At 71.4% G+C, this 24,958-nt stretch carries 24 protein-coding genes; 14 read left to right on the top strand and 10 right to left on the bottom strand.

The genetic code is table 11. From position 1 onward, the window contains the following. Positions 1-53 precede the first annotated feature (53 nt). The 3 genes from NW895_RS01825 (at position 54) to NW895_RS01835 (ending at position 6,118) form a co-directional block, all read left to right on the top strand. Positions 54-1,799, top strand: a complete 1,746-nt coding sequence (locus tag NW895_RS01825; protein ID WP_289933236.1) for a phospholipid carrier-dependent glycosyltransferase — start codon at positions 54-56, stop codon at positions 1,797-1,799. An 892-nt stretch (positions 1,800-2,691) separates the two neighbouring features. Further along, entirely contained in the window at positions 2,692-4,320 is a 1,629-nt protein-coding gene (locus NW895_RS01830) for a penicillin-binding transpeptidase domain-containing protein (RefSeq protein WP_289933237.1), read from the top strand. Positions 4,321-4,444: 124 nt separating this feature from the next. Continuing rightward, positions 4,445-6,118, top strand: a complete 1,674-nt coding sequence (locus NW895_RS01835; protein ID WP_289933238.1) for a penicillin-binding transpeptidase domain-containing protein — start codon at positions 4,445-4,447, stop codon at positions 6,116-6,118. Here the strand turns inward: NW895_RS01835 and NW895_RS01840 are convergent, their stop codons facing one another. Next, positions 6,119-6,466, bottom strand: coding sequence for an SsgA family sporulation/cell division regulator (locus tag NW895_RS01840; protein WP_289933239.1), 348 nt, complete (start codon positions 6,464-6,466; stop codon positions 6,119-6,121). Positions 6,467-6,614: 148 nt separating this feature from the next. Here NW895_RS01840 and NW895_RS01845 point away from each other — a divergent pair, with 148 nt between their 5' ends. From NW895_RS01845 to NW895_RS01870, 6 genes are all read left to right on the top strand, one after another. Then, positions 6,615-7,670: an energy-coupling factor ABC transporter permease gene (locus NW895_RS01845; RefSeq protein WP_289933241.1), complete on the top strand. Its 1,056-nt coding sequence runs from the start codon at positions 6,615-6,617 to the stop codon at positions 7,668-7,670. A 1-nt stretch (position 7,671) separates the two neighbouring features. Further along, positions 7,672-8,433, top strand: a complete 762-nt coding sequence (gene cbiQ, locus NW895_RS01850; protein ID WP_289933242.1) for a cobalt ECF transporter T component CbiQ — start codon at positions 7,672-7,674, stop codon at positions 8,431-8,433. Next, the gene (locus tag NW895_RS01855) at positions 8,421-9,179 is read left to right on the top strand and encodes an ABC transporter ATP-binding protein (protein WP_289933243.1); all 759 of its coding nucleotides are present in this window, start codon (positions 8,421-8,423) and stop codon (positions 9,177-9,179) included. Before cbiQ ends, NW895_RS01855 begins: the two co-directional genes overlap by 13 nt. Continuing rightward, positions 9,176-9,646 carry a MarR family transcriptional regulator gene (locus NW895_RS01860; protein ID WP_289933244.1) on the top strand — a complete coding sequence of 157 codons (471 nt, stop codon included), beginning with the start codon at positions 9,176-9,178 and terminating at the stop codon, positions 9,644-9,646. Before NW895_RS01855 ends, NW895_RS01860 begins: the two co-directional genes overlap by 4 nt. Before the next feature lie 106 nt (positions 9,647-9,752). Further along, positions 9,753-10,199, top strand: coding sequence for an organic hydroperoxide resistance protein (locus NW895_RS01865; RefSeq protein ID WP_289933245.1), 447 nt, complete (start codon positions 9,753-9,755; stop codon positions 10,197-10,199). Between the two features lie 34 nt (positions 10,200-10,233). Continuing rightward, on the top strand, positions 10,234-11,397 hold the full coding sequence (locus NW895_RS01870; RefSeq protein ID WP_289933247.1) for a serine hydrolase domain-containing protein: 1,164 nt from the start codon (positions 10,234-10,236) through the stop codon (positions 11,395-11,397). 26 nt (positions 11,398-11,423) lie between these two features. On the opposite strand, the gene NW895_RS01875 is transcribed toward NW895_RS01870, so the two are convergent. Then, positions 11,424-11,699 (bottom strand): DUF1876 domain-containing protein, encoded by a 276-nt coding sequence (locus NW895_RS01875; protein WP_289933249.1) that lies wholly within the window; start codon positions 11,697-11,699, stop codon positions 11,424-11,426. 114 nt (positions 11,700-11,813) lie between these two features. Between NW895_RS01875 and NW895_RS01880 the strand changes: the two genes are divergently transcribed. After that, positions 11,814-12,227, top strand: a complete 414-nt coding sequence (locus NW895_RS01880) for a Rid family hydrolase (RefSeq protein ID WP_289933250.1) — start codon at positions 11,814-11,816, stop codon at positions 12,225-12,227. A gap of 9 nt (positions 12,228-12,236) precedes the next feature. Here the strand turns inward: NW895_RS01880 and NW895_RS01885 are convergent, their stop codons facing one another. Both NW895_RS01885 and NW895_RS01890 read right to left on the bottom strand, forming a co-directional pair. Further along, the gene (locus NW895_RS01885; RefSeq protein WP_289933252.1) at positions 12,237-13,082 is read right to left on the bottom strand and encodes a DMT family transporter; all 846 of its coding nucleotides are present in this window, start codon (positions 13,080-13,082) and stop codon (positions 12,237-12,239) included. Further along, positions 13,079-13,600, bottom strand: coding sequence for a YbaK/EbsC family protein (locus NW895_RS01890; protein WP_289933255.1), 522 nt, complete (start codon positions 13,598-13,600; stop codon positions 13,079-13,081). Before NW895_RS01890 ends, NW895_RS01885 begins: the two co-directional genes overlap by 4 nt. A gap of 104 nt (positions 13,601-13,704) precedes the next feature. Between NW895_RS01890 and NW895_RS01895 the strand changes: the two genes are divergently transcribed. Further along, positions 13,705-13,980: a hypothetical protein gene (locus tag NW895_RS01895; protein ID WP_289933256.1), complete on the top strand. Its 276-nt coding sequence runs from the start codon at positions 13,705-13,707 to the stop codon at positions 13,978-13,980. A gap of 90 nt (positions 13,981-14,070) precedes the next feature. Here NW895_RS01895 and NW895_RS01900 read toward each other — a convergent pair whose 3' ends face one another. Further along, the gene (locus NW895_RS01900; RefSeq protein WP_289933258.1) at positions 14,071-14,670 is read right to left on the bottom strand and encodes a TetR/AcrR family transcriptional regulator; all 600 of its coding nucleotides are present in this window, start codon (positions 14,668-14,670) and stop codon (positions 14,071-14,073) included. 177 nt (positions 14,671-14,847) lie between these two features. Here NW895_RS01900 and NW895_RS01905 point away from each other — a divergent pair, with 177 nt between their 5' ends. Next, positions 14,848-18,147, top strand: coding sequence for a S41 family peptidase (locus NW895_RS01905; RefSeq protein WP_289933259.1), 3,300 nt, complete (start codon positions 14,848-14,850; stop codon positions 18,145-18,147). 82 nt (positions 18,148-18,229) lie between these two features. On the opposite strand, the gene NW895_RS01910 is transcribed toward NW895_RS01905, so the two are convergent. The 4 genes from NW895_RS01910 to NW895_RS01925 form a co-directional block, all read right to left on the bottom strand. Then, the gene (locus NW895_RS01910; RefSeq protein ID WP_289933260.1) at positions 18,230-18,412 is read right to left on the bottom strand and encodes a hypothetical protein; all 183 of its coding nucleotides are present in this window, start codon (positions 18,410-18,412) and stop codon (positions 18,230-18,232) included. Positions 18,413-18,488: 76 nt separating this feature from the next. Then, on the bottom strand, positions 18,489-19,373 hold the full coding sequence (locus NW895_RS01915) for an SDR family oxidoreductase (protein ID WP_289933261.1): 885 nt from the start codon (positions 19,371-19,373) through the stop codon (positions 18,489-18,491). Further along, the gene (locus tag NW895_RS01920; RefSeq protein WP_289933262.1) at positions 19,370-20,293 is read right to left on the bottom strand and encodes an alpha/beta hydrolase; all 924 of its coding nucleotides are present in this window, start codon (positions 20,291-20,293) and stop codon (positions 19,370-19,372) included. The genes NW895_RS01915 and NW895_RS01920 overlap by 4 nt, the downstream gene beginning before the upstream one ends. After that, on the bottom strand, positions 20,290-21,789 hold the full coding sequence (locus tag NW895_RS01925; RefSeq protein ID WP_289933264.1) for an NAD(P)/FAD-dependent oxidoreductase: 1,500 nt from the start codon (positions 21,787-21,789) through the stop codon (positions 20,290-20,292). Before NW895_RS01925 ends, NW895_RS01920 begins: the two co-directional genes overlap by 4 nt. 163 nt (positions 21,790-21,952) lie before the next feature. Between NW895_RS01925 and NW895_RS01930 the strand changes: the two genes are divergently transcribed. Next, positions 21,953-22,573 carry a MerR family transcriptional regulator gene (locus NW895_RS01930; protein WP_289933923.1) on the top strand — a complete coding sequence of 207 codons (621 nt, stop codon included), beginning with the start codon at positions 21,953-21,955 and terminating at the stop codon, positions 22,571-22,573. A gap of 139 nt (positions 22,574-22,712) precedes the next feature. After that, positions 22,713-24,059 (top strand): recombinase family protein, encoded by a 1,347-nt coding sequence (locus tag NW895_RS01935; protein WP_289933265.1) that lies wholly within the window; start codon positions 22,713-22,715, stop codon positions 24,057-24,059. A gap of 60 nt (positions 24,060-24,119) precedes the next feature. Here NW895_RS01935 and NW895_RS01940 read toward each other — a convergent pair whose 3' ends face one another. After that, positions 24,120-24,923 carry an exodeoxyribonuclease III gene (locus tag NW895_RS01940; RefSeq protein ID WP_289933268.1) on the bottom strand — a complete coding sequence of 268 codons (804 nt, stop codon included), beginning with the start codon at positions 24,921-24,923 and terminating at the stop codon, positions 24,120-24,122. Positions 24,924-24,958: the final 35 nt, after the last annotated feature.

Genomic DNA, 24,958 nt, shown 5'->3' on the forward strand with positions numbered 1-24,958 from the left:
CCTGTACGGCCCATGCACGGGACTCACACAGAACGGTTCCCTACGATGGCGCGGTGACCAGTACCGCGTCCTCCACGGACACCCGGCAGGGCCAGGCGCCGCACGACCAGCGGCCGTCGTGGCAGCAGCGGCTGCGCCGTTTCGGCTACACGGCGCCCAGAGGCCACGCCAGTGATGTCAGGGATCGCCTGGTGCCGCCGTACACCGAGCCCAGCCCCCGTATGTGGGCCGGCATCGGTCTGCCGCAGCGGGTCGGGGACCGGATCGTCCGCTGGTCCGGCTGGGGCGGTCCGCTGCTCGTCACGCTGCTGGCGGGCGTGCTGCGGTTCTGGAACCTCGGCAGCCCGAAGGCGGTGATATTCGACGAGACGTACTACGCCAAGGACGCCTGGGCGCTGGTCCACCGTGGGTTCGAGGTCAACTGGGACAAGAACGCCAACGACCTCATCCTCTCCGCGAACGGCCATGTGACGATCCCGACCGACGCGGCGTACGTGGTGCACCCGCCGATCGGCAAGTACGTCATCGGGCTCGGCGAGCTGATGTTCGGGTTCGACCCGTTCGGCTGGCGCTTCATGACGGCCCTGCTGGGGACCCTCTCGGTCCTGATGCTGTGCCGCATCGGCCGCAGGCTGTTCCGCTCCACCTTCCTCGGCTGCCTGGCGGGCGCCCTGATGGCGGTGGACGGCCTGCACTTCGTGATGAGCCGCACGGCACTGCTGGACGGCGTGCTGATGTTCTTCGTCCTCGCGGCCTTCGGCTGCCTGCTCATCGACCGGGACAGGACACGGGCGAAGCTCGCCGCCGCGCTCCCGGCGGACGCCGACGGCCGGGTCCGTCCCGACGCGCACACCGCCGAGAGCACCCGCCTGGGCCGGCGCCCCTGGCGCTGGGCGGCGGGTCTGATGCTGGGCCTGGCCATCGGCACCAAGTGGAACGGCCTGTACGTCCTGGCCGCCTTCTGCCTGCTGGCCGTCCTGTGGGACGTCGGCTCGCGCAAGGTCGCCGGGGCGCGTCACCCGTACAGCGCGGTGCTGCGGCACGACACGGGCATCACGTTCCTGGCCACGGTCCCGGTCGCGCTCGTCACCTACCTCGTCTCCTGGACCGGCTGGATCCTGTCCCCCACGGACGGCACCGGCGGCTACTTCCGCAACTGGGCCGCGACCGACGGCAAGGGCGGCAGCTGGACGTGGCTGCCGGACTGGCTGCGCAGCCTGTGGCACTACGAGCACCAGGTGTACGAGTTCCACGTCGGCCTGTCCTCGCCGCACACGTACCAGTCCAACCCGTGGAGCTGGATCGTCGACGGCCGCCCGGTCTCGTACTTCTACGAGTCCCCGTCGCCCGGCAAGAGCGGCTGCCCCGTGGACGCCGGCGAGAAGTGCGCCCGGGAGGTCCTGGCGATCGGCACGCCGCTGCTGTGGTGGGTGGCCTGCTTCGCCCTCCTGTACGTCCTGTGGCGCTGGCTGCTGCGCCGCGACTGGCGCGCCGGTGCCATCGCCTGCGGCGTCGCGGCCGGGTACCTCCCCTGGTTCATGTACCAGGAGCGCACGATCTTCTTCTTCTACGCCGTCGTCTTCCTGCCGTTCCTGTGCCTGGCGGTGGCCATGCTGCTCGGCGCGATCGTCGGCCCCTGCGGCTCCAGCGACACCCGGCGCGTGGCGGGGGCCACGGGCGCGGGCGTGCTGGTCCTGCTGATCGCGTGGAACTTCATCTACTTCTGGCCGCTGTACACGGGCACGGCGATCCCGATCGACGACTGGCGGGCGCGGATGTGGCTGGACACCTGGGTCTAGCGGGGCTGGCCTTCCACGACTGCCGTCGGTCCCCTTCGGACGGCCCGGAGACGGCCCGCCGCCGGCGCCCGCGGGGCTGCACCGGCCTCGGGAGCGGGGCCCATACGCCAGGTTTCGCCACCCCCGCGCGCCCGCGACCTGCGCCGGTCGGATCGCCACCCGAAACGCCACCCCATCGCCGCCCCCGGTTTCGCCACCCAAAGCGGGGCATATTGTTCCGCTGCCGCGCGGGCGTGCTTGAGCGATACTGCTGCATTGCGGTTGCCTTTCCGAGGACGCCGAGCGAGACGGCCGCCTCGGCGCCACAGCCTCCCCGCGCGCGCAGAGGCCTGGCTTCGGGGTGCCTCCCAAAGCCAGGCCGGTGCGCGGGGCGGGGTGTGCCCGGCCGAGTACGCGGCGGTCGGGCACACTCACCCTGACCGGCCGGCCGGTTCCCCCTCGCGTCTCACATGAAATGTTCGACGCATCCCGCGATGGCAGTGACCGTCGTGAGGAGCAGGGCCGCCAACTGCACCCAGTCGGACCGCCGGTGTGTCCTCCGGCACCCTCTCCGCCTCGTCGATCGGTCCATCTCGTCCGGTCTCCCGTCTCTCTGCCTTCCCAACCTCGTTGGGACCTGCCCTGTACTGGCAGGCGTTCGAGGAGAGACACCACCGGACCCACGGCAACCTACCGGCGCGCCATGGCACGGCACGACCGCGCACCACTAATCGCCAGCGTTCGCCACGCTTCACCCCGGGGACCGCCAGGCGTGGATCTCTGGCTCGGTTGGGCCAACAATCCGAAAACACAAGCCCCTTCTGTCACACCTTCCGCATAGAGTGCTCACCGAAAGGGTTTTCTGAACACGTTCAAGAAGACGTGGGGAGCCCAACGGGGAGGGGACCGCCTGATGGGCAAGGGGGTCAGGGTCGCCGTCATAGGTGGCGTGTTCGCGGTGATGGTGGGTGGGGCCGGGTACGGGGCCTACAACATCCTCTCGGCGCTGAACGGGGAAGGGTCGGGTACGGACGGGCCCGCGCCGGTGAAGAGCGGGCCGCCGAGCGGGGACGAGATCAAGGAGGCCTCGGCGAAGTTCCTCGCGGCGTGGGAGAAGGGCCGGGCGGCGACGGCGGCCTCGTACACGAACAACGACGCGGTGGCGGAGCAGCTGCTGACGGCGTACGGGCAGGACGCGCACATCGAGAGTGTGAAGATCACGCCGGGTGCGGCGCGCGGGGCCACCGTGCCGTTCAGTGTGAAGGCCACGGTGAAGTACGAGGGGAAGTCCAAGCCCCTCAGCTACAAGAGCAGCCTCACCGTCGTGCGCGGGGTCACCACCGGGCGGGCGCTGGTGGACTGGGAGCCGTCCGTCGTCCATCCGGAGCTGCGGAAGGGCGACACGCTGGTCACGGAGCAGTCGGCGAACCCGCCGATCGAGGCCGTGGACCGCGACGGCACCGTGCTGACCAAGGAGAAGTACCCCTCGCTCGGACCGGTCCTGGACGCGCTGCGCGAGAGGTACGGCGACAAGGCGGGCGGCAGGCCCGGCATCGAGCTGGTGATCCGGCACACGGACCAGGCGACTGCCGACACCCCGGTGCTGACCCTCGCCAAGGGGGAGCCCGGCAAGCTGGAGACGACGCTCAGCGCGGGCGTGCAGGCGGCGGCCGAGAAGGCGGTGAAGCGGTTCGCCAATTCGTCGGTCGTCGCCGTCAAGCCGAGCACCGGCGAGGTGCTGGCCGTGGCCAACAACCGCGAGGACGCCTTCAACGCGGCCTTCGAGGGCACGGTCGCCCCCGGCTCCACCATGAAGATCATCACCGCCGCGATGCTCATCGACAATGGCGTGACCTCGATGAACGGCCCGGCCCCCTGCCCGGACGACGCCATGTGGCAGGGCCAGACCTTCAAGAACCTCACCGGCATGCGGCCGGACCTGAACGCCACCCTCGCCCAGAGCTTCATGCGGTCCTGCAACACGGCCTTCATCAAGCTCATCGACGAGGACCCGCTCACCGACGAGTCGCTGACGACGGAGGCCGAGGCGCGGTTCGGGCTGGGCAAGGACTGGAAGACCGGCATCGTCTCCGTCGACGGGAAGGTCCCCGCCGTCAGCGGCCCGGACCGGGCGGCCAATGCCATAGGGCAGGGCCAGGTCCAGATGAACCCGCTGACCATGGCCTCGGTGACGGCCACCGCGATCACCGGCACCTTCCGCCAGCCCTACCTGGTGTCGCCGAAGCTCGACGACCGTGAGCTGGCCACCGCCGAGGGCCTGAAGGCGAGCACCGCCGCCCAGCTGAAGCAGATGATGCGGCTCACCGCCACCCAGGGCACCGCCAAGGAGGCCATGTCCACGCTCGGCGGCGACATCGGCGCCAAGACCGGCTCCGCCGAGGTCGACGGCAGGGACAAGTCCAACAGCTGGTTCACCGGCTTCAGGGACGACGTGGCCGCCGCGGCCATGACCGAGGAGGGCGGCCACGGCGGCGACGCGGCGGGCCCGATTGTCGCAGACGTGCTACGAGCGGGCGGCTGAAACACTCCCGCGCGGGACGGGACTCTAGGGTGGGGGCCGTCGTTGGGAAACGTGAGAGCTACGAGAGCTACGAGAGCTACGAGGGCTACGGGGACCCTGGGATTCCGGAAGGAAACGCAAGACAGTGGGCAACAGAAGGCGTGTCGCCGAGCGACGGAAGACGAGACCCGCCGTGATCGGCGGGGTGATCGCCGTGGCCGTCCTCGGCGCCGGGGCCGGCGCGTACGCGCTGTACGGCGACGGAACGGCCGGCGACAGCCGGACGCAGACGACGGCCGCCGACCAGAAGCCGAAGATCAAGACCGGCCCGCTCTCGGCGACCGAGGTCACCACCACGGCCCAGCGCTTCCTCACCGCCTGGCAGCAGGGCAAGGTCACCACGGCGGCGGCCGCGACGGACGACTCGACGGCCGCCGCCGCCCTGCTCACCGGCTACACCAAGGACGCCCACATCAAGGACGTCACTCTCACCCCGGGCACCCGCACCGGCGACAAGGTCCCGTTCTCCGTGAAGGGCACGGTGTCGTACCAGGGCGTCAGCAAGCCGCTGACGTACGACAGCGCCCTGACCGTCGTACGCGACACCAAGGACGGCAAGCCGCGGGTCGCCTGGCACTCCTCCGTCGTCCACCCCGACCTGAAGGACGGCGACGAGCTGGTCACCGGCGAGGCCGGGACCCCGCCGGTCAAGGCGCTCGACCGGGACGGCGGCGAACTGACCAAGGCGAAGTACCCGTCGCTGGGCCCGGTCCTGGACGGGCTGCGCGAGAAGTACGGCAAGACGGCCGGCGGCAGGGCGGGCGTCGAACTGCGCGTGGTCCGCGGCAAGGCGTCCAAGAAGGACGAGCTGTCCGACAAGACGCTGCTGGAGCTGAGCAAGGGCACGCCGGGCACGGTGAAGACCACGCTCAGCCCGGCCATGCAGGCCGCCGCCGAGGAGCAGGTGGCCAAGCGGCCCCGGGCGTCCGTCGTGGCGCTGCGGCCGTCGACGGGCGAGATCCTGGCCGTGGCGAACTCCTCGCACGGCTTCAACACCGCCTTCCAGGGCTCCCTCGCCCCCGGCTCCACCATGAAGGTCATCACCTCGTCACTGCTGATCGACAAGGGACTGGCGTCGGCGGACAAGCCGCACCCGTGCCCGAAGTACTTCACCTACGGCGGCTGGAAGTTCCAGAACGACGACAAGTTCCAGATCAAGGGCGGCACGTTCAAGGCCAGCTTCGCCCGCTCCTGCAACACCGCCTTCATCAGCCAGGCGCCGAAGCTCAAGAACGACGACCTGACCAAGCAGGCGCAGCAGGTCTTCGGCCTGGGCATGAACAACTGGGCGATCGGCGTCCCGTCCTTCGACGGATCGGTGCCGGTGCAGAGCGCGGCCCAGATGGCGGCCTCCCTCATCGGCCAGGGCGGGGTGCGCATGAACCCGCTGAACATGGCGTCGGTGTCGGCGACGGTCAGGACGGGTGAGTTCCACCAGCCGTACCTGGTGTCCCCGAAGGTCGACAACCGCAAGCTGGCCACGGCCTCCCGCACGATGTCCGCGTCCACGCTCTCCCAGCTGCGCGAGCTGATGTCCTACACGGCGGCGTACGGCACGGCGGCCGAGGCGATGTCCGGGGTCGGCGGTGACGTCGGCGCGAAGACCGGCTCCGCGGAGGTCGACGGCCAGAAGAAGCCCAACGGCTGGTTCACCGCGTACCGGGGCGACCTGGCGGCGGCCGGCGTGGTCCAGGCGGGCGGCCACGGCGGCGACACGGCGGGCCCCATCGTGGCGTCGCTGCTCAAGATGGGCGGCTGATCAGCCCCTGACGGGTTCGGCCGTCGCCGTGTAGGTCCGCCGCAGGAAGCGCAGCAGTGTCTTCCGGTCGAACTGCACCACAGAAACGTGCTGCGCGGAGTGGAACTCGACGACGGCCTGCACCCGCCCGAGCGGCCACACCCGCACGCCCCCGCTGCCGACCGGAGCCCTCAGCCCCTGCTCCAGCAACGACCGCGAGCAGGTCCACTCGGGCAGTCCGGGCAGGCCGATCCGCACCGAGCGCGGGTCGGCCTCGGGGTCGTAGCGCAGCCTGACCGGAACGGCACGGTCGTCGTCGGCCTCGTCGGTGAGGAGGTGGGCTCGCGCATACTGCTCGACTACGGCCATCGAACGGCCCTCTCACGCTGCGTACTGTGTGCGAACATCCTGCGAGTATTTCTCCTCTAATGTCCCATATTTTCCGTAATACGCCCCCGGGAATGGACAAGGCGCTCGCTCTTGCAAGCCATTCGCAACAAGCCACTATCATCGAACGGTGCATGTACCTGACGGATTCATCGACGCCCCCACCTCCGCCGTGACCGGAGTCGTCGCCGCGGGCGCCGTCGCGGTGAGCCTGCGCGGCGCGCGCCGCGAGCTCGACGAGCGGACGGCACCGCTGGCGGGCCTCGTGGCGGCGTTCATCTTCGCGGTGCAGATGCTGAACTTCCCCGTCGCGGCGGGGACCAGCGGCCATCTGCTGGGCGGCGCGCTCGCCGCGATACTCGTCGGCCCCTTCACAGGGGTCCTGTGCGTCTCCGTCGTCCTGCTCATGCAGGGCATCCTCTTCGCGGACGGCGGCCTGACCGCGCTCGGCGTGAACATCACCGACATGGCGATCGTCACGACGGTCGTCGCGTACGCCGTCTTCCGCGGGCTGGTGAAGGTCCTGCCGCGTGTGCGCCGGTCCGTCACCGCCGCCTCCTTCGTCGCCGCGCTCGTCTCCGTACCGGCCTCGGCTCTGGTCTTCACCCTCCTCTACTGGATCGGCGGCACCACCGACGTCTCGATCGGCAAGGTCGCCGGCGCCATGGTCGGCGTGCACCTCCTGATCGGCCTCGGTGAGGCCGCGATCACCGCGGCCACCGTAGGCGCCGTCATCGCCGTACGCCCGGACCTGGTGTACGGGGCTCGGGGCCTGCAGCAGCGGCTCAAGCTGCGGGTGAACGGCGAACTCGTCGACGCACCCGAGGCCGAGCCCGCGCCCGTCGCCGCCGGCTCCCACCGCAAGGTGTGGGCGGCGGGCCTCGTCACGTCCCTCCTCCTCGCCGGGTTCGTCAGCTTCTACGCCTCCGCCGACCCCGACGGGCTGGAGAAGGTCGCCGCCGACCAGGGCATCGACAAGAAGGCCGAGGAGCACGCGACCGCCGACTCCCCGCTCGCCGACTACGGCGTCAAGGACATCGAGGACGCCCGTCTGTCCGGCGGTCTCGCCGGTGTCATCGGGGTCGGCGTCACGGTCGTCGCGGGCAGCGCGGTGTTCCGGGCGGTGCGTCGCCGCCGTACGGCCGACAGCTCGCCGACGGACACCGGCGCGAGGACGAGCGTCTGACATGGGTGCCGGTCACGCTCACAAGCTCTACCGGCACGGGCACTCGCCCGTGCACGCCCTGCCACCGCACACCAAGCTCGCCGCGACCTTCGCGTTCGTGGTGGTCGTGGTGTCGACGCCGAGGGAGGCGATGTGGGCGTTCGGCCTGTACGCCGCACTGCTCGCGGTCGTCGCGTCCGTGGCCCGCGTCCCGGCCGGGTTCCTGCTCAGGCGACTGCTGATCGAGGTGCCGTTCGTCGCCTTCGCCGTCCTGATGCCGTTCGTGGCGGAGGGCGAGCGGACCGAGGTGCTGGGCATGTCGCTGAGCGTCAGCGGCCTGTGGGGCGCCTGGAACGTGCTGGCCAAGGGCACGCTGGGCGTCGCCGCCTCGGTGCTCCTCGCTTCCACGACCGAGCTGCGGGAACTCCTCCTCGGCCTGCAGCGGCTCAGGCTCCCTCCGCTGCTCGTCCAGATCGCCTCCTTCATGATCCGCTACGGCGACGTCATCACCGGCGAGATGCGGCGGATGCGGATCGCCCGGGAGTCACGCGGCTTCGAGGCACGCGGGATCAGGCACTGGGGCGTGCTGGCGAAGTCCGCGGGCGCCCTGTTCATCCGCTCCTACGAGCGCGGGGAGCGCGTGCACCTGGCCATGGTGAGCCGGGGTTACGCCGGTTCCATGCCGGTCATCGACGAGGTGACCGCCTCCCGGGCGCAGTGGTCGTACGCGCTCACCCTCCCCTTCACCGCGCTCGTCGTCTGTCTGCTGGGATGGATGCTGTGACAGCTTCTCTGGAGGTCTCCGGCCTCGCCTTCGCGTACCCCGACGGCCACCAGGCCCTGTTCGGCGTCGACTTCACCATCGCGCGCGGCGAGCGGGTCGCGCTGCTCGGGCCGAACGGCGCCGGCAAGACGACCCTGGTGCTGCACCTCAACGGCATCCTGACCGGCGGCACGGGCGCGGTGCGGGTCGCCGGGCTGCCCGTCGGCAGGCAGCACATGGCGGAGATCCGGCGCCGGGTCGGCATCGTCTTCCAGGACCCGGACGACCAGCTCTTCATGCCGACCGTCCGGGAGGACGTGGCGTTCGGACCCGCGGCGGCCGGGCTGAGGGGCCCGGAGCTGGAGGAGCGCGTGGACCGGGCGCTGGAACGGGTCGGCATGGCCGAGTTCAAGGACCGCCCGCCGCACCACCTCTCCTTCGGCCAGCGGCGCCGGGTGGCCGTGGCGACCGTCCTCGCCATGGAGCCGGAGATCCTCGTCCTGGACGAGCCGTCGTCCAACCTCGACCCGGCCTCACGGCGCGAACTGGCCGACATCCTGCGGTCGCTGGACGTGACGGTGCTGATGGTCACGCACGACCTGCCCTACGCGCTGGAGCTGTGCCCGCGTTCGCTGATCCTGAGCGAGGGCGTGATCGCCGCGGACGGGAAGACGGCGGAACTGCTCGCCGACGACGAGCTGATGCGCGCCCACCGGCTGGAGCTGCCCTTCGGCTTCGACCCGCGCTCCGTGACAATGGGCGCGTGACGAACGAGAAGCCCGCGGCCGGGGGCGCCTCACTCCTGCTGGAGGACCAGCTCTGCTTCGCGCTGTACGCGGCCCAGCGGGCGGTGACGTCCGCCTACCGCCCGCTCCTCGACGAACTCGGCCTCACCTACCCGCAGTACCTCGTGCTGCTGGTCCTCTGGGAACGCGGCGAGACGGCCGTCAAGGAGCTGGCCGCCGCGTTGAGGCTCGACTACGGCACGGTCTCGCCGCTGCTGAAGCGGCTGGAGTCGGCGGGGCTCGTCCGCCGGGAGCGCTCGGCGCACGACGAGCGCTCCGTGCTGGTCGCCTGCACCGGGCGCGGGGAGGAGCTGCGGGAGCGCGCGGCGCGCGTACCGGGCGCGCTGCTCGCGGCGACGGGGCTCGGTGCGCCGGAGGTCGCGCGTCTGCGCGAGGAGCTGTGGCGGCTGGCGGAGAGCACCCAGGAGGCCGCGGACCGCCCGCGCTGAGCTCGGGTTACCCACGGTTGCTACCCCCTGGTAACAAGGGCGTCGGCCCCTGCGGATACCTTGTGCACGATGTACTTGTGGGCACCTGTTCCGGGGGAGGGCAGCCATGACTGACGGCACCGCCGTCGACACCCGTCCGACGAAGATCATGTACGTCGCCGAGGCCACCGCGCACGGCGGACGTGACGGCTATGTCACCAGCCAGGACGGCCAGCTGGCGCTGAAGGTGGCGATGCCCCCGGAGCTGGGCGGCGACGGCAACGGCACCAACCCGGAGCAGCTGTTCGCGGCCGGTTACAGCTCCTGCTTCCACAACGCCCTGATCCTCGTCGGCAACCGGGAGGGCTACGACCTGACCGGCTCCACGGTCGCCGCGAAGGTCGGCATCGGCCCCAACAAGCATCGCGGCTACGGCCTCGCGGTCGCCCTCAGCGTCTCCCTCCCGGTCCTGGATGCGGACCTGGCGGCGAAGCTGGTGGACGCGGCCCACGCGGTGTGCCCGTACTCGAACGCGACCCGCGGGAACATCGACGTGACGATCCTGCTTGGGTGAGTAGGACGTACCCGCGAACAGGAGGAGCACGGACGTGGACGTGAACGGCACAGTGGCCGAGGGCTTCGAGCCGGTCAGGGAAGCGTTCGTACGGAACTTCGAGGCGCTCGGGGACCGGGGCGCGGCGGTCGCCGTCTACCGGCGCGGGCGCAAGGTCGTCGATCTGTGGGGCGGCACGAAGGACGTCGACGGCACCGAGCCCTGGGAGCGGGGCACGGCCCAGGTGATGCGCTCGGCGACGAAGGGCGTCGCCGCCGCCGTACCGCTGCTGCTGCACCAGCGCGGGGAGCTGGACCTGGACGCTCCGGTCGGTCACTACTGGCCGGAGTTCAAGGCGCGCGGCAAGGAACGGGTGCTGGTCCGGCAGGTGCTCAACCACCGGGCGGGGCTGCCCGTCCTCGACCACCCGCTCACGCCGCAGGACGCCCTCGATCCGCTGCGGGGCCCGCAGGCGGTGGCCGCGCAGGCCCTTTCCTGGGAGCCGGGCACGGACCACGGCTACCACGCGCTGACGTACGGCTGGATGCTCGACGAACTGGTCCGCCGCGTGACGGGCCGGAGCACCGGCGAGTGGATCGCGGCGGAGATCGCCGCCCCGCTGGGGCTGGATCTGTGGCTGGGCCTGCCGGGGACGGAGGAGGCGGCGGGACGGACCGGCCGCGTGGGCCGGGTCGACGGCCCCGAGCCCACCGGGGGCCTGCGCGTCCGTCCCAAGAAGTCGGTCACCGAGGCCTACGACGACCCGTCCTCGCTCACCCGCCGCGCCTTCGCCGCGATCACCCCCTTCCCCGACCAGAACGACCCCGCCTACCGCGCGGCGGCCCTCCCCGCGACCAACGGCATAGCCACGGCCGACGGGTTGGCGCGCTTCTACGCGGCACTGATCGGCGAGGTCGACGGCGTACGGCTGTTCAGCCCGGCCACGGCCGAGCTGGCCCGCGCCGAGGAGTCGGCGGGTCCCGACCGCGTCCTGGTGGTGAACACCCGCTTCGGCCTCGGCTACATGCTGCACGGCAGCGCGTCCCCGCTCCTCGGCCCCGGTTCGTTCGGACACCCGGGACGGGGCGGCGCCCTCGGCTTCGCCGACCCGGAGTCCGGCATCGCCTTCGGCTATGTGACCAACGGCTTCCGCAAGACGGTGACGGCGGATCCGAGGGCGCAGGCGCTGGTACGGGCGGTACGGCAGACCGCCCTCTGACCCTCTTTCAGAGGTGGAGGGGGCTTTCAGATGTGGATGGGGTGCGAGGTCCGCCCCGACGCCTGGTCGATCTCGCCGTGCGCCTTGGTCAGCAACTGCATGGCGAGCTCGTTCAGGGCCCTTGCCCCCGCGATCTCCTCACCGACCCTTGGCTGATTCGCGTCGGTGTGGTGCCGGCTCGCGTGCCCGTGGGCCCTCACCTCGGTCCCGTCGGGCAGACGCACCAGCGCGGCCGCCCGCGTGTGCGTGTCATCCTCCTGGAACTCCAGCTCGACGTGCCAACCCACTGTGGTTCGCATCATGACGATCACCTCCGGAACACCTGTTTCCAGGGTGCTCCTGCGGGCGCCCCGGCGCACCACTTCGGGCACCGGAAGCGCCGGAATAAGCGGCCGGTGCCCGGGGTTGCCAAGATCATGACGCCTGACCAGCGCACCATCACCAACCCTCCCGCCCTCCACGACCCGACCCCGTTCGGCTACAGCCACGCCGTCTCGGCACCCGGCGAACTCGTCTTCATCGCAGGCCAGTACGCATCCGACGCCACCGGCTCCCCCGTACCCGGCGACTTCGCCGCCCAGGTGGACCTGGCCTTCGACCGACTGCAAGCGGCCCTGGACGGGGTGGGCCTCGGCTTCGAGCACGTCGTCCGCCTCGGCACACACATCGTCGACCACGACCTGGCCAAGCTGGAGACCCTCGGCAAGGCCCTGCACGCCCGCTTCGGCGACCGCCTCCCGGCCCAGACCCTGACCGGCGTCGCCTCCCTCGCACTGCCGGGCATGCTGTTCGAGGTCGACGCGGTGGCGGTACGACCGACGGGACACTGACGCCCAGCCCTAACCCGCGTGCAGCATCAGCCCGATCCCGACGACCAGGAGCCCCGCCGCCGCGATCCGGGGCATGCCGAACCGCTCCTTGAAGAAGATGGCCCCGATGGCCGCGCCGACGATGATCGACGACTCGCGCAGCGCGGCGATCGGGGCCAGCTCCGCCTTGGTCTGGGCCCACAGGACGAGCGCGTAGGCGGTGACGGACAGGGCCGCGCCCAGCAGGCCGAGCCCGGCGAACGGCCGCAGCCGGGCAGCCGTCTCCCCCCGCCAGCGCCAGAGCGCGTACGCGGGGATCACCACGCCCTGCACGGTCATCAGCCAGGCGATGTAGCCGAGGGGGGACCCGGAGGCCCGTACGCCGAGACCGTCGACGACCGTGTACGCCGCGATGGTCAGGCCGGTCGCCAGCGCCGCGCCGATGGCCGCCCAGTCGGGCCGGTGCCCGCGCAGCCCCCACAGGGCGACGCCGGTCAGTCCCGCGCAGGACACGGCGATACCGGCCGCCGCCCAGCCGTCGGGGACCTCGTGGGCGAAGACGGCGGCCAGCACGGTCACCACGAGGGGGGCGGTGCCGCGGGCGAGGGGATACGCCTGCCCGAAGTCCCCGAGCCGGAAGGACGTCATCAGCAGGGCGTAGTACGCGATGTGGATCACCGCCGACGCGAACAGATACGGCCACGCGCCGGCCGCCGGGAAGGCCGTCACGGCCGCGAGCGCCACCCCGATGACCACGCCCCCGCCCGATATCAGCGCGAACCCGACCAGCTTGTCGGTGATCTTGTGGGCGATGGCGTTCCAACTGGCGTGCGTGACGGCGGCGAGCAGGACGGCGGCCGTGACCAGCGGCGTCACGAGGTGTGCTCGCGCACGTCCACCAGGGTGCCGCCGGCGTGGGCGATGAGGGCCTTGGGCTCCATCGGGAACACGGTGTGCGGGTTGCCCGCGGCGGCCCAGACGAGGTCGTGGTCGAGCAGGCCGCGGTCGGCGAGCACGCGGGTGGGGGTGCGGTGCCCGAAGGGCGGTACGCCGCCGATGGCGTACCCGGTCGTCTCCCGCACGACACGGGCGTCGGCCCGCGTCACCTGCTCCGCCCCGAGTTCCTCCCTCACCCGCTCGGCATCCACGCGGGACGCCCCGTCCATGAGGACCAGCACCGGCACCCCGTCCGCCGCGAAGATCAGCGACTTGCAGATCTGGCTCAGCTCACACCCGATCGCGGCGGCGGCCTCGGCAGCGGTCCGGGTCGCGTCCGGGAAGCGGCGCGTCTGCGCGTTCACCTCACCGAGGCCGAGATCGCGGAGAGCCCGGGCGAAGCGGGGGTGGGCCGCGTCGGGGGTGTCCGGCGTTTCGATCCTGTCACTCGTCGTCATGGACGGCACGGTAGCGGTGGGTGTAGGTGACATGCGACCGCGTTATCGGCGAGGTGAGTACGCGTGCTCATGTGCACCGTGGCCGGTATCTCGATGATGCGTGCATGCGAACGACACACCTTTCGAAGCCACTGCTGGCGACCGCGCTCGCCTGCCTGGCCCTGTCCGCCTGCGGCCCGCAGAACGCCACCCCCGACCAGATCCCCGCAGGCAACGCCGTCCCGGCGACGACAGCGCCGGTCCCCAGGCCCGAGGACCTGCCGGGCTGGGAGGGCAGCGCCACCCCGAGATACGGCCCGGGCGAAACCCCACCGGGCACCCCGAACGCCGCCGGCGACATACCCCTACCCCTGAACGCCCCCGCCCCGTCACCTGGCTGACGGCCCCACAACTGAAGCCTTTGGGCCACGCCCCGGACAGGGTCCAGGCTTCACCCTGCGGCCCGCGTGGGTGTCACCGGTGGGGATTGCTCAGGTGCTGGGGACGCCGAGGGCGGGGAGGACCACGGCGTCGGTGTACGCGATGAGGAAGGCCCGCGTGGGAGGCAGGTCGTCGATCAGCGTGCGGGTGGCGAAGGCGCCGACCAGCATGTGCACGATGTAGTCCAGCGCCGGGTTGTCCGCCCGGACCTCACCGCGCTCGACGGCCCGCCGCAGCACCCGCTGGAACTCCTCCATCTCCGGCTCCACGAGCAGTTCCTTGAACGCCTGCCGCAGATCCGGATTGGTGTGCGCCGCCATGGCCAGGGCCCGCATCAGCGCGGAGTTCTGCTCCATGGTGCAGTCGTCCTCCTGCGCCACGAGGGCGTGGAGGTCGCCCCGCAGGGACCCGGTGTCGATATCGGCGACGCCGCCCCGCTTCTGGTGCCGCATCGCCTTCACCACGAGCTCGGCCTTGCCGCCCCACTGACGGTAGAGCGTCGCCTTGCTGGACCGGGTGCGGGCGGCCACGGCGTCCATCGTCAGGGCGTCGTAGCCGACTTCTCGGAGCAGGTCGAGCACGGCCGCGTACAGCTCGGCCTCGCGCTCGGGCGTGATGCGACTGCGACGCGGTGTCGCGACCTCAGTCATGCCTCTCACCTTCCCGCTCCGGATGTCGATCTCGTACCTCACGAATGTAGCGCACCCATCAACGAAACGAAACCGTTTCGTTCGTGTTTATGGCTCACGCACCGCCGCGGCCTGTGATATGGCTTGATGATTTGGCACGACTTGCTCCGGTACGTCCCCCGGGCGAAGCATGGATGGGTGAGCTATCTGCGCCTTCCGCACCTCAACGACGACCTGTTGTGCTTCGTGGCCGAGGACGACCTCTGGCTCGCCCCCCTCGACGGCACGGAGCGAGCCTGGCGGCTCACCGTCGACCGCACCAAGGTCGGCCACCCGCGGTTCTCGCCCGACGGCCGCCATATCGCGTACACGAGCTGGCGCAGTTTCGTGCCGGAGGTCCACCTGGTGCCGGTGGACGGCGGCCCGGGGCGGCAGCTCAGTCACTGGGGCAGTCCGGACACGCGCGTGTGCGGCTGGGCACCCCCCGACGGGGAAGGAAACGCCGACATCCTCGCCGTCGCCTCCCACGGCGAGCCCTTCTCCTTCTACACCTGGGCCTACAAGGTCTCCCCCGACGGCGACCCCGGCCGCAAGCTGCCCTGGGGCCCGGTCTCCGACATCCAGGTCGCCGACATCGAGGACGGCCACCGGACGCTCCTGCTCACCGGCACCCCGCCCCACGAACCGGCCTCCTGGAAGCGCTACCGGGGCGGGGCCATGGGCAGGCTGTGGCTGCACGGACAGCGGCTGCTGCCCGACATCGGCGGCCACCTGCACTCCCCCATGTTCGCCGGCGGCCGGATCGCCTTCCTCTCCGACCACGAGGGCATCGGCAACCTGTACTCGTGCGCGTACGACGGCACCGACCTGCGCCGCCACACCGACCACGACGCCTTCTACGCCCGGCACGCCTCCAGCGACGGCACGCGGGTGGTGTACCAGTGCGCGGGCGACCTGTGGATCGTGGACGACCTGTCCCCGGACTCCGTACCGCGCCGGCTAGACGTCCGGCTGAGCGGGCCGCGCGCCGGGCGGCGCCGCTACCAGGTGCCGGCCGCGCAGCACGTGGGCGGCGTCTCCGTGGACGACACGGGCCGGGCCAGCGCCGTCGTCGTACGCGGCAGCCTGTACTGGCTCACCCACCGGGACGGTCCGGCGCGCACCCTCACCGACACACCGGGCGTACGGGTGCGGCTGCCGGAGATGCTCGGGGAGAGCGGGCAGGTCGCGTACGTGACGGACGCGGACGGCGAGGACGCGATCGAACTCGCGTACCTGCCGCGGGCCACCGGCGACGGCGAACGGCGGCGGCTCGCCTCCGGGAAACTGGGGCGGGTGCTGGAGCTGGCGTCGGACCCGCAGGGCGAGCGGCTGGCCGTCGCCTCGCACGACGGGCGGCTGCTGCTCGTCGATGTGGCGGACACGTCCGACGGCGAGGTCACCGATCTGGTCCGGTCGGTCAACGGGCCCGTGCGCGACCTCGCCTTCTCCCCGGACGGGGCGTGGCTGACCTGGTCGCATCCGGGGATCGGGCGGACGCTGCGGCAGATCAGGATGGCCCGTATCAAGGATCGGCTGGTCGTCGACGTCACCAACGGCCGCTTCGAGGACGAGAACCCGGTGTTCACCCGGGACGGCCGCTACCTCGCCTTCCTCTCCTGGCGCGGCTTCGACCCGGTGTACGACGTGCACACCGGGGACCTGTCCTTCCCGCTGGGCTGCCGGCCCTACCTGGTGCCGCTGTCCTCGGCGACCCCCTCGCCCTTCGCGCTGAACCCGGAGGGCCGTCCGGCCGCCGGCGGGCTCGACCCGGCCGACGAGGAGGAGACCGGCGAGGGCGGTGCGGTGACCGTCGAGGTCGAGGGGCTGGAGAGCCGGGTCACCCCCTTCCCGGTCGCCGCCTCCAAGTACTCGGCGCTGCACCCGGTCGCGGGCGGCGGACTGGTCTGGCTGCGCTGGCCGATCTCGGGCGCGCTCGGCGAGACGTTCGCCAACCCGGACGACCCGAGCGAGCGGCCGACCCTGGAGTACTTCAGCCTCGCCAAGGCGAAGAAGTCCGAACTCGTCGGCCACCTCGACTGGTTCGCGGCCAGCGGCGACGGCACGCGGCTGGTCGTGCTCGACGAGGGCGAGCTGCGCGCGGTACCCGCCACCGAGATCGGCGACGCCGACACGATCACCTGGATCGACCTGCGCCGCATCCTGCACCAGGTCGACCCGGCCGCCGAGTGGCGCCAGGCGTACGAGGAGGCCGGGCGGCTGATCCGAGCCTACTTCTGGGACCCGGTGATGTGCGGCATCGACTGGGACGCGGTGCTTGCGCAGTACCGGCCGCTGGTCGAACGGGTGGCATCGCCGGACGAGTTCGCGGACCTGCTGCGCGAGGTGCTGGGCGAGCTGGGCACCTCGCACGCCTACGTCTCGCCCGCCCGCCGCAACGAGGGACCGGCACAGTACCAGCGCTGGCAGGGCCTGCTGGGCGCCAACTTCGTGCACCGCGAGGAGGGCTGGGTGGTCAGGCGGATCCTGCCCGGCGACTCCTCCGACTCCAAGGCACGGTCACCGCTCGCGGGTACCGGAATCCGGGCGGGGGCCGTCCTCACCCACGTCGACGGCCGCCCGGTGGATCCGGTGACGGGGCCGTATCCCCTGCTGGCCGGGGCGGGCGGTACGACGGTGGAGCTGACGTTCCGCCCACCCGTCACCCACCACCACCCTTCCGAGGAAGGCCCTGCGGGCCCCTCCGGCTCCGCGGACGGCGAGGGGCCGCCCCGGCGGGTCGCCGTCGTGCCGCTGATCGACGAACGGCCACTGCGCTACCAGGACTGGGTGGCCAAACGCCGGGCGGTCGTCCGGGAGTTGAGCGATGGACGCTGCGGCTATCTGCACATCCCCGACATGGGCGGCTCCGGCTGGGCGCAGTTCAACCGCGACCTGCGCATGGAAGTCTCCCGGCCCGCGCTGATCGTGGACGTACGCGGCAACGCGGGCGGCCACATCAGCGAACTGGTCATCGAGAAGCTGACGCGGACCATCCTGGGCTGGGACCTGACGCGCAACGCCCAGCCGGTGTCGTACACCTCCAACGCCCCCCGGGGCCCGGTGGTGGCGCTGGCCGACGAGGCGACGTCCTCCGACGGCGACATGATCACGGCGGCCTTCAAGCTGCTGAGGCTGGGACCGGTGGTCGGGCAGCGCACCTGGGGCGGGGTGGTCGGCATGACCGGCCGCCACCGGCTGGGCGACGGCACGGTGATCACGGTGCCGATGAACGCGGCCTGGTTCCAGGAGTACGGCTGGTCGGTGGAGAACAACGGCGTCGCGCCCGACGTGGAGGCCCTGCGCGCTCCTCTGGACTGGGCCGAGGGCCGTTACAGCCAGCTGACCGACGCGGTCGAACTGGCTCTGAAGCTGCTGGAGTCCCATCCGCCGGCCACGCCCCCGGACCACCGCGACGTACCGGACCGCTCCCGCCCGAAGCTGCCGCCGAGGCCATGAGAGAAGCCGGGGCCATGAGAGAGAGGGGTGCCCCTGGTGGGGGGCACCCCTTCCGCTGGGCGCGTCGGCTCAGGAGAGGACGTCAGGCGTCGTAGTCCTCGTTGAGGCGGTCCTCGTCGTCCCGGCGCATGCGCTCGGTGTCCTGGTCCTCGTCGCGCTGCCGGCGGCCGCGGTTCTGGAGCTGCTCCTTGGCCTGCTCCGCCTTCTGCTTGGCCTGCTGCTGGAACTGCTGGGACTTGTCCTGGAACTGGTCCTTCATACCCATGTGGGTTCACTCCCTGTGGGGGTGAGGGGATCTAGCCCGACCAGATTCACACGCCCCGTGACCCTGCGCATGTCGATCACTTACGCAGCGTAGTCCTGTGCTGCTCATCGGCCTCCCCGCCCGCCCCGACCAGCCCCGTGCGCAGACCCGTCAGCCGGTCCGCGAACCGCCGCATCTCGCGCCGGCCGACGGTCCCGACGATCCCGGGGAGGTAGCCGCGCACGCCCTGCATGCCGCGCAGCCACCACTGCCCGTACACATGGCTCGACCGCCGTTCGATGCCGGCCACGAGCCGGTCGACCGCCGGTCCCGGCGGATAGGTCTTGCCGGCCGGCCAGGGCAGCCGCTGCCGCAACTCCCGCATGACCTCGTCCTGGTCGGCGCCGCGCACCATGTCGGTGTCCGTCCACGACAGGTAGCCGACGCCGACCTTCACGCCGCGGTGGCCGACCTCGGCGCGCAGACTGTGCGCGTACGCCTCCACACCGGACTTGGACGCGCAGTAGGCGGTCATCATCGGCGCCGGGGTGATCGCGGCCAGGGAAGCGATCTGGAGCAGATAGCCCCGGCTCTCCATCAGCAGCGGCAGGAAGGCGCGGGCCGTCACCGCCGAGCCGATCAGGTTGACCTCGATCACCCGCCGCCAGGACTCCGGGTCGGAGTCGGCGAACGGCCCGCCGGTGGCCACGCCCGCGTTGGCGACCACGATGTCGACCCGGCCGAACCGCTCCCCGACCTCCCGCGCGACCCGCGTCATCGCCTCCTGGTCGGTGACATCGGCGTACCAGTGGGCGCTGTCGCCGTGCAGCCGCTCCGCGACCTGCTTGAGGGCGTCCGGCTCCAGCCCGACCAGCGCCACCTTCACCCCGCGCGCCGAGAGCTTGCGGGCGAGCAGCTCCCCGACGCCCCGCGCGGCTCCGGTGACGACGGCGACCCGTCCTTCGAGGCTCACCCTGCTCATGCGTCCTCCTTCACGGACGAGTCCACGTGGGTCCTGACGAGTTCCCGTATCTTCGCGGTGACCGGCTCGGGCGCCTCGACCGGCGTCATGTGTCCGATCCCGGGCAGTTCGGTGAGCCCGGCGCAGTGCGGCAGCGCGGCGGCCAGCGAGCGGGCGTGCACCGGCGGCGTCAGCCGGTCGGCCGTGCCGACGACCACCTCCGTCGGCGCCGTCAACTCCCGCACCGCGTGGTCGAGGTCGAGCCGGTCGAGCACATGCGACCAGGCGTACCGCACCGTGCGGGGGCAGGCGTGCACGATACGGGCGCACGCCTCGACCATGTGCGGGGCCGAACCGGCGCCCATCGTGCCGTACTTGAGGATCCGGCGGGCGAGGGGCGTGACCGGGCCGAGCGGCGCCCGCGCACCGAGGATCCTCCGCGTGAGCCAGGTGCGCGTCCGGCCCGCCCGGATCGGCACCACCGTCGAGGCGGCGACCAGCTGCGAACTGCCCGTGCTGCACAGCAGAACGGCCGCCGCGTGCTCCCGGAAGGCGGGGCGGGCGGAGGCGGCCATCACCGCCATGCCGCCCATCGAGTGCCCGGCGACCACGGCCTGCTCGCCGGGTGCGAGCGCCGCGTCCAGTACGGCCTCCAGGTCGTCGGCGAGCGCCTCGGCACTGCACGTGGGGCTCGCCGGGCTGCGTCCGTGGCCGCGCTGGTCGTAGGCGACGACCCGGTGATCGGCGGCCAGGTCGCGGATCTGCGCCGCCCAGAAGGCGGTCGAGCAGGCCCACCCGTGGGCGAGGACGACCGCGGGGGCGTCGTCGGGGCCGTGCACCTCGACGTGCAGCCGGGCTCCGTCGGCGGAGACGGCGGTCAGTTCGCGGGCGGCGACGGGCGGGGCGTACGGGCCGGAGCGCACGCTCAGCAGACGGCTCACGCGGCCACCTCGGCCTGCTGTCCCGCGGTGACGCGCAGGACGTCGTACTCCGCCAGGTCCACCCGTCGTGTCGCCCGCCGGAACTCGCTCGTCGTGCCCGGCCAGATGGTGGTGTTGCGGCCGCTCGCGTCCAGGTACCAGCTGGTGCAGCCGCCGGTGCTCCACACCGTGCGCTTCATACGCTCCTGCACGCGGTGGTTCCACGCCTCGACGGCGGCGGGCCGGGCGTCGAGGGCGATCCGGCCGCCGAGGACCTTCATCTGCCGCAGGAAATCGGCCAGGTAGTTCAGCTGGGACTCGATGATGAGGATCATGGACGAGTTCCCGAGGCCGGTGTTGGGCCCGATGATCGGTATCCAGTTGGGGAAGCCGGCCACCGAGCTCCCGCGCAGGGCCTCCATCCCGCCCTTCCAGGCCTCGGCGAGCGTCCGCCCGTCCGCGCCCACGACCCGCTCGGCGACGGGCATGTCGGTGACGTGGAAGCCGGTACCGAAGATGATCGCGTCGGCCTCGGCCTCGCTGCCGTCGGCGGCGACGAGCGTCGAGCCGCGGACCTCGGTGAGCCCGCTCGCGACGACGTCCACATTCGGCTGCGCGAGCGCCGGGTAGTAGTCGCTGGACAGCAGGATCCGCTTGCAGCCGATGCGGTAGTCCGGGGTGAGCCTGGCACGCAGGGCCGGGTCCTTGATGGCGCGGGCCATGTTGCGCTTGGCCAGCTGCTCGACGAAGCCCAGTTCCTCCGGGTGCCTGGTGAACGCCTGGACCTGCAGCTCCCGGATGCCCCACAACAGGGCCCGCCTCAGCCGGGCCGTGACGGGCAGGGCCCGGTGCAGTGCGCGTTCGGCTCCGCTGATCGCCCGGTCCACGCGGGGCAGCACCCAGGGCGGGGTGCGCTGGAAGAGGGTCAGGCGGGAGACCCGGGGCTGGACGGAGGGCACGATCTGGATGGCGGAGGCGCCCGTGCCGACCATGGCGACCCGCTTGCCGGTGAGGTCGTAGTCGTGGTCCCAGCGGGCGGAGTGGAAGACCTTGCCGGGGAAGGAGTCGAGGCCCGGTATGTCCGGGATCCTGGGATCGGACAGCGGCCCGGTGGCGGACACGACCACGTCGGCGGACAGGCTCCCGCTCCTGGTCTCGATGTCCCAGCACAGCCGCTCACCGTTCCAGGTCATCTTCTCCACCTCCGCGCCGAAGCGGATGTGGGGGCGCAGCCGGAAGACGTCCGTCACGTGCTCCAGGTAGGCGCGGATGTGCTGCTGCCCGGAGAAGGCGCGCGGCCAGTCGGGGTTGGGCGCGAAGGAGAAGGAGTACAGGTGGGACGGGACGTCACAGGCGCACCCCGGATAGCTGTTGTCCCGCCAGGTGCCGCCGACGCTGTCGGCCCGCTCCAGGACGACGAAGTCGGTGATCCCCTCACGCCTCAGCCGCACGGCGGCCCCGAGCCCGCCGAACCCGGACCCGACCACCGCCACCCGCACATGCTCGCGCTCGGTCATCCGATGCCCTCCACAGCGCTATGACTCCGCCAGTGAACACTGGCGCAATGGGAGGGTAGAGCAGCTCGGCACCCATGGATAGGGGTCGGGGCACCAGAAAGTTACCGCTGGTACGACATAGGCTTCCCACGTGGCAGAAGAGGGCGGACGACGCGAATACCGTATGGAGGAGCTGGCCCGCCTGGCCGGCATCACGGTGCGCACCCTGCGCTTCTACCGCGAACGCAAGCTGATCCCGCCGCCCCGCCGCGAGGGCCGCATCGCCTGGTACGACGATCACCACCTGGCCCGCCTGCGCACCATCTCGGCCCTGCTGGAGCGCGGCCACACCCTGAACGGCATCGCGGAGCTGGCGGAGGCCTTCGACCACGGCCGGGACGTCGCCGACCTCCTCGGCGTCGGCACCCCCACCGAGGAGGAACCGGTCCGCCTCACCCCCGAGGAACTCGCCGCCCACTACGAGGGCGAGGTCACCCCGGAGAACCTCGCCGCCGCCATGGACCTCGGCTACCTCGGCACCGACGGCGACGAGATCGTCCACATCAGCCGCCGCCTGCTGGAGGTCTCCTCCGCCCTGGTCCGCGAGGGCATCCCCCTCGCCGACGTCCTCGACGCCGCCAAGCGCGTCCGCGAACACGCCGACGCCCTCGCCGAACTCTTCACCACCCTCATCCTCCGCCACGCCCCCGAGGAGGACCTCCCCCGCCTACGACCGCTGGCCCGGAGCGTGATGGAGGCGGAGCTGTCGCTGGCGCTGGACCGGAGGATGCGCAAGCAGTCGTAGCTCCGACGTTCACTCCATCGGGTCACCTTTCAGGCTTCGGCAGACGCAATTCCGTTCGTGCTCCGACAGTGAGATCGAAAACCCCGGCGGCTGTGCGACCAGCCCCGGGGTATGGCCGACACTGTTCAGGAGTGCCAGCATGTCCGAGCGTAGCCCCCGACCGGCCCCACGCACCCCCTTTGCCGCGCCCTTCGCTGGACGGCCAAAGGCCCTTGCAGCCCTGCGTCTCAGTTGCCTCACCAGTGTGACCACTTCGCCAAGCCGACAGCGATCCGCCATCCACCGCTCCGCTGAGAGGCTCGGCTTCACTCTGATCGCCGAGGCTGCGGACCTGGGGGTCTCGGCCCATCAGATGTCCCCGTTCGAGAGGCCCTCCCTGTCATCCTGGCTGGGTCGGCCTCACGAGTATGAAGCCGTCGTCTGGTCACACGTGGATCGCGCCGTACGCTCCGTGGCGCACATGGACGAGTTGATCGCATGGGGGCGGCAGCACACCCGGACACTCGTGTTCTGCATGCCGGAAGCCGACCACCCGCTCGTCGTGACACCACAGGCGGACGGTTGGGTCATCCAGCGGTGCACGGACCTCGCTCATGACGCCGAGCAGGAAGCCCGCACCATCTCCGCCCGGCTCAGCAGCAGTCACGAGGCATTGCGCGCGGCCGGTCGCTACGGGGGCGGGCTCGTCCCCTTCGGCTATCGGAAGGCACCGCACCCTGCGGGCAGCGGGTGGTGCCTGTCTCCCGACCCCGAGACAGCCCTTGTCGTCCGAGCGATCGTGGAGGACGTACTTGCGGGATCGTCACTGATCGCCATCGCACGCAAACTGAACGACGCAGGTGTGCCCGTGCCGCGCGACCGCCACGCACGACTCCAGGGCCGCCCGATGGGCGGTAGGCGACACGGACGTGACTTCGAACGCTTCCGCTGGACATCGGGCACGTTGTCCAAGGTGCTGCGCAGCCCGTCCCTGATGGGGCACAGGACGCACCAGGGCCAGACGGTCCGCGACGGGTCCGGTGCTCCTGTACTCGTCGGACCGCCATTGCTGTCCGACGAGGAGTTCCGTGCGCTCCAGGACGCGCTTCTGGCGCGTTCCAACGGCACCCGCCGCCCGAGGAGCCAGACGACGGCGCTACTCACGGCCATCGCCCACTGTGCGGGCTGCGAAGGGCGCATGTACTTCGCCCTACGCAAGGGCTACCCGTACGGCGACTATGTGTGCCGCGCCACGGCGCGTGGAGAAGTGTGTCACTCACCGGCCGCCATGCGCTCCGACTGGCTGGAGGAGTACGCGCTCGACCACTACCGTCGGGCGACGGCGACGGACGTTGCCGTGTCCCGCGAGCTTCTTCTCCGTGACGGCGTCCGCGTCACCGTCGGCAAAGGTGGTCGCGGGGGTGATCACGCCCGACGGACCGGTCCGGACACTTCACGCCTGACCTTCACCATCAGGAAACCCTCAGCCGCACCGCAGACCAGCTGACACCTGAGGGCCAAGCCCCACGGGGCGCGCGCCGTTCGACAGCGCCCCGTACCGTCATCCTCACATCTCGAAGACGACAGTCACAGGAGCATGGTCCGACCACCGCTCCTCGTGGCTGGCCGCTCGCTCGACGACCGCCTTCACGGCCCGTGCCGCCAGCCCGGGGGTCGCCACGGCCAGGTCGATCCGCCAGCCTGAATCGTTGTCGAAGGCCCGCCCCCGGTACGACCACCACGTGTACGGCCCCTCCACCCCCGGATGCAGCGCCCGCACGACATCGACACAGCCGCCGTCGGCCGGATCGAAGACCCGGCTCAGCCACTCCCTTTCCTCGGGCAGGAAGCCGGAGTTCTTGGTGTTGCCGCGCCAGTTCTTCAGGTCGGCCTGCTGGTGGGCGATGTTCCAGTCGCCGCAGACGAGGACCTCGCGGCCGTCGGCGGCGGCGCGTTCGCGCAGGTCCTTGAGGTAGGCGAGGAACTCGTCCATGAAGCGGACCTTCTCGTCCTGCCGCTCGGTGCCGACCTCGCCGGAGGGGAGGTAGAGGGAGGCGACGGTGACGCCGGGCAGGTCGGCCTCGACATAGCGGCCGCTGCTGTCGAACTCCGGCGACCCGAAGCCGATCCGGACGCGGTCGGGCTCGCGGCGGGTGTAGAGGGAGACACCGGCGCGGCCCTTGGCGGCGGCGGGGGCGTGCACCACATGCCAGCCGTCGGGGGTGCGGACGTGCTCGGGCAGTTGCTGCGGCTCGGCGCGCACCTCCTGCAGGCACAGCACGTCGGCTTCGGTGTCCGCGAGCCACTCCACGAAGCCCTTCTTCGCGGCGGCCCGGAGTCCATTCACGTTCACGGAGGTCACGGTGAGCACGCCGGAACGATACCGGCACACTGGACTGCGTCCGA

It is taken from the genome of Streptomyces sp. S.PNR 29 (genome assembly GCF_030386795.1).
GTDB lineage: Bacteria > Actinomycetota > Actinomycetes > Streptomycetales > Streptomycetaceae > Streptomyces.